Here is a 3,589-nt window from a genome sequence, read left to right on the forward strand (position 1 = left end):
GTCGCCGCGACGATCTGCCACGGCGGGTTAGGCGGGGGCGGGGCGGAGCGGCCGCCCATGTGGTCCGGTGGTGGGGGTGGAGGTAACACGGTCTCCGCATGTAGGCGGCCGTCTCCGGTGATCAGAACGCCACGGTTGGTGAGTCTTTGGGCGGCCGCGTACTCGGCCCACCGGGCGAGCTGCTGCCAGTTGTCCCGGTTCAGCCCGTGAATCGACATGGCGATGCCAGCTAGGCGGGCGTAGTAAGGATTCACGCGCGAGCGTCGGCGCGCACGCGCGCCACCGTCGATTTGCTCACCTGACAGGCTGCGGCGGTCTCCGCGATGCTGCGGCCTTCCTCGTGCATCGCGAGGATGCGCGCGCGCAGCTCGTCCGTGAGCGTGCGGCGTCCGCGGGGGCGGGTGCGCTGCCACTCGTGCAGGGTCTCCGTGGTCCATCCTCGCGTGTCGTTGATCCACACGTCTGGCTCGGGTGTTCCGGCCTTGATGAAGCCCTGGGGCGTCATGCCGACCACGGCGGCGGCTTCTTTCAGTCCGTGCAGGTGCGCGCCGCGCGGGATAGTCTTGGGCATTGCATCGTCCTTTCGGTGTGGCCTCCCGGCCCATTGTTCCTGGCATCCGCCAGCGGCCGGGGGGCATTTTCATTCTGCGGGTGTGGTTCCGGGATGCGTGCTCAGCAAGTCGCACGCGGCCTCGTAGGCGCGCATAGCGGCCTTGGACAGCTCGAGGGCCATGTCTACGTGCTCGAAGGATTCCATGCGGCCAGCGGCGCGCGTGGCGGCTCCTGCGACCTCTAGGGCCGTGGCCTTGGTCAGCTGCGGGTCACCGTGACGCGGATCGGTGGGCAGCACTAGGCATCGCGGAATCTCTGCCAGGTACGGGGCGAGCGGGGTTCGCGCTGCGCGGCGCTGTAGCGCGCGGAGGTTGCCCAGGTGGTCGGCGCAAATCTCTCGTTTGTCCAGGTTGGACAGCATTTCGGGGGTCATCTCGTGGTCCTGTTCGGTTCGGCCGGCGGATTCCGCCGGCTGCGGGGCGGCGGCCGCCGATCCGCTCCCCGTGGAAGGGGATCGGCGGCCGCATGGGTCGGGGTCTCAGGTGCTCAGGTGCTTAGGAGCATTCCCAGTCGGGGTGACCGTGCCAGGTGATCCGCACGGCTCCGGCGTCGGGGGTGCCGAAGTCCACCAGCGGGGCGAGCAGCACGTCCTCGAAGAGCGGGCCTTCTTCCACGCGGAACACGGCGCGGCCGGTGTAGTACAGCTCCCCGTCGTCGTCGTACATGCGGAACGTGTGGCACTCGTAGCCGTCCACCAGGGGCGCGCCAGCGGTGAGCATGGCCGCCTGTCGCTCGGACACCTCGCCCGGGCCGTAGGTCCACTTGCTACCGGTCTGGTCGGCGTCCACGAGGTGATCGCGGGTGATCGTCCACGCGCACGCCGGTTCGCCCTCCGGTGCCTCGGGCATCGGCACGACGGCCACAATCCCGAAGGGTTCACCGGGGGCGAGCTCGTCCATGAACCGGGCGAGGTCGGGACCCCAGTAGGTATCCACCCCCGCGTCCGTGTCGATGGTGAGGCCGTGGCCGTCTTTCAGTGCTGCCTCCCCGAGCTGAAAAGCGTTCTGGTAGGTGTCTGCGAGGTATTCGCTCATGGTCCCTGTCCTTCCGGTAGTGGTGGCGGGTTGTTCCTCCCGCCTGAACACTCTTTAGTTTACTCGCGTTCAACACTAGACACAAGCCGGGCGGGGGACTTTTTTGGGCCGGGTTTACGGCGATACGGTTTGCCGGTTTGCCGTACATACAGAAGCGGCCGGAGGATCGCTCCCCCGGCCGCTTCTGCTGTCCTACTTGCTCGCGGGCTGGTGGCTGGTGATCTTGCCGTAGGGGGCGCGATAGCTGCTCGTGATCTTGCGCTCTGCATCGAGATACAGGGTGCAGGTCTTGGCGTTGGCCCGTGCCACGGTCCACCAGGTGCCGCCCACCTTGATCCGGTCCCCGGCGTGAATGGTCTCGCGGCTGTAGTCGGCGGCCTCACCGGCGGCGAGCTGCTGGGCGCGCACGCCGCGCCAGTACGCCAGCGCGTCGGCGTTCTCGGTGGCGTCGGCCTGGATCGCCTCGCGACGTCGGCCGGTCGCGGCGGGGATCGCCTCAGCGTAGGGGGTGCCCCGGTCGGCGGTGTAGCCGTCCAGCTGCCGCGCCAGCTTGCGGCCTTCGGCCTCTAGGCGCTCGATTCGTCCAGCCACGGTCGCGGGGCTGTAGCGGTGGGCTGTGGTGTTCGTGGCGGCACTCGCGCGGCGCTGCGCCTCGGTGGCGTCCTCGTCGGCCCGGATCGCGCGTCCCTGGGCGTTCCATGCCCGGTCAATAGCGTTGCGGTGGCGGGTCTCTGAGTGGTGGCCCACCTTGATGGGCTCCCCACCTTCGGGCAGTCGGGCCGCTGCCGCGTCGGCGGCGCGCTGGGCGTCGGCCGCGCGTGTGGCCTTGCGCTGCGCCTTCTCTGCCAGGGCCTCAGCGCGGGCCTCCTGCCGGGCTGCGCGGTCAGCCTCGACCTCGGCCACGGGCCGGGCGGTGTCGTCGGCCTCTAGGGCCACCTCGTGCCCTGCGGCCTCTAGGGCCTTCTGCGTGCGTCCGGTGATCCAGGTTTTGAGGTTCCGGTCCCGGCTCTGCGGGACGTACCACGCGCCGATGGATCGACCCCAGCGCCAGCCGTTGGCCTTCAAAATCTCGGCGGTGCCGTCTCCGCGCGCCGTGCCCTCGATCAGCGTCCCGGCCTCGCGGTTGTGGGTGATGGTCAGTGCTGCCATGATCTTGCGTCCTTCCGGTTGGTGCGGGTTGTTCCTCCCGCTTGAACACTCTTTAGTTTACTCGGGTTAAACACTAGACGCAAGCCGGGCGGGGGACTTTTTCGGGCCGGATTTACGGCGATACGGTTTGCTGGGTTGCCGTACATACAGAAGCGGCCGGGGGATCGCTCCCCCGGCCGCCTGTCCTGCGGTTCTTACTCGGTCGGCGCGCTGACCTGGTACATGGTCGCCAGGGCTCCTAGTCGCTGGTGGCATCCGTCGCACGTGCTCGGCGTCGGGGTCTCCACCTGCTCGCCGGTCACCACGGCTCCGGCTCCCAGGTCGCACTCGATGTGTCCGTGGCGGTAGTAGTCGCGGCACTCGGACTCATCGCCGTTGGCGATCATCAGCGCGCAGCACTCGCACACGAAAACGAGCATCGTCTCGGTGGTGGTCTTGGCGTCCATTGCCTATGTCCTTCCGGTAGTGGTGGCGGGTTGTTCCTCCCGCCTGAACACTCTTTAGTTTACTCGTATTCAACGTTAGACACAAGCGGATCGGCCATATTTTCGTGCAGATTTTCGGACTGGTTCCGGCATGAAAAACGGCCGGGGGATCACTCCCCCGGCCGCTGTCCGTCAGACTAGGCGGTGATTTCGTCCGTCTGGCTCACGTCGAACACGCTCACCACGATGAATGCCACTTCCTTCTCGGTCTTGCCGGTCTTGGGGTCGATCACCGGGTTTCCGTCGTCGTCCTTCTTGGTGCGCTCGGTCGGGGCCATGATCTTGATGGACCGCTCACCCTTGCGGACA

5 protein-coding genes are annotated in these 3,589 nt (G+C 67.5%); all 5 read right to left on the reverse strand.

All coding sequences use genetic code 11. The features are described from left to right. Positions 1-250 precede the first annotated feature (250 nt). The 5 genes from AS25_RS08670 to AS25_RS08690 all read right to left on the reverse strand — a co-directional run bounded on the left by AS25_RS08670 (position 251) and on the right by AS25_RS08690 (position 3,241). The gene (locus AS25_RS08670; protein ID WP_035964350.1) at positions 251-571 is read right to left on the reverse strand and encodes a helix-turn-helix domain-containing protein; all 321 of its coding nucleotides are present in this window, start codon (positions 569-571) and stop codon (positions 251-253) included. A gap of 69 nt (positions 572-640) precedes the next feature. Continuing rightward, positions 641-985 (reverse strand): hypothetical protein, encoded by a 345-nt coding sequence (locus AS25_RS08675; RefSeq protein ID WP_035964351.1) that lies wholly within the window; start codon positions 983-985, stop codon positions 641-643. 121 nt (positions 986-1,106) lie between these two features. Continuing rightward, positions 1,107-1,646 carry a hypothetical protein gene (locus AS25_RS13835; RefSeq protein WP_052160848.1) on the reverse strand — a complete coding sequence of 180 codons (540 nt, stop codon included), beginning with the start codon at positions 1,644-1,646 and terminating at the stop codon, positions 1,107-1,109. A gap of 192 nt (positions 1,647-1,838) precedes the next feature. Further along, the gene (locus AS25_RS08685) at positions 1,839-2,795 is read right to left on the reverse strand and encodes a DUF3560 domain-containing protein (RefSeq protein ID WP_035964352.1); all 957 of its coding nucleotides are present in this window, start codon (positions 2,793-2,795) and stop codon (positions 1,839-1,841) included. 194 nt (positions 2,796-2,989) lie between these two features. Then, positions 2,990-3,241 (reverse strand): hypothetical protein, encoded by a 252-nt coding sequence (locus AS25_RS08690; protein WP_035964353.1) that lies wholly within the window; start codon positions 3,239-3,241, stop codon positions 2,990-2,992. Between the last annotated feature and the right edge of the window lie 348 nt (positions 3,242-3,589).

Source organism: Kocuria marina (assembly GCF_000786655.1).
GTDB lineage: Bacteria > Actinomycetota > Actinomycetes > Actinomycetales > Micrococcaceae > Kocuria > Kocuria marina_A.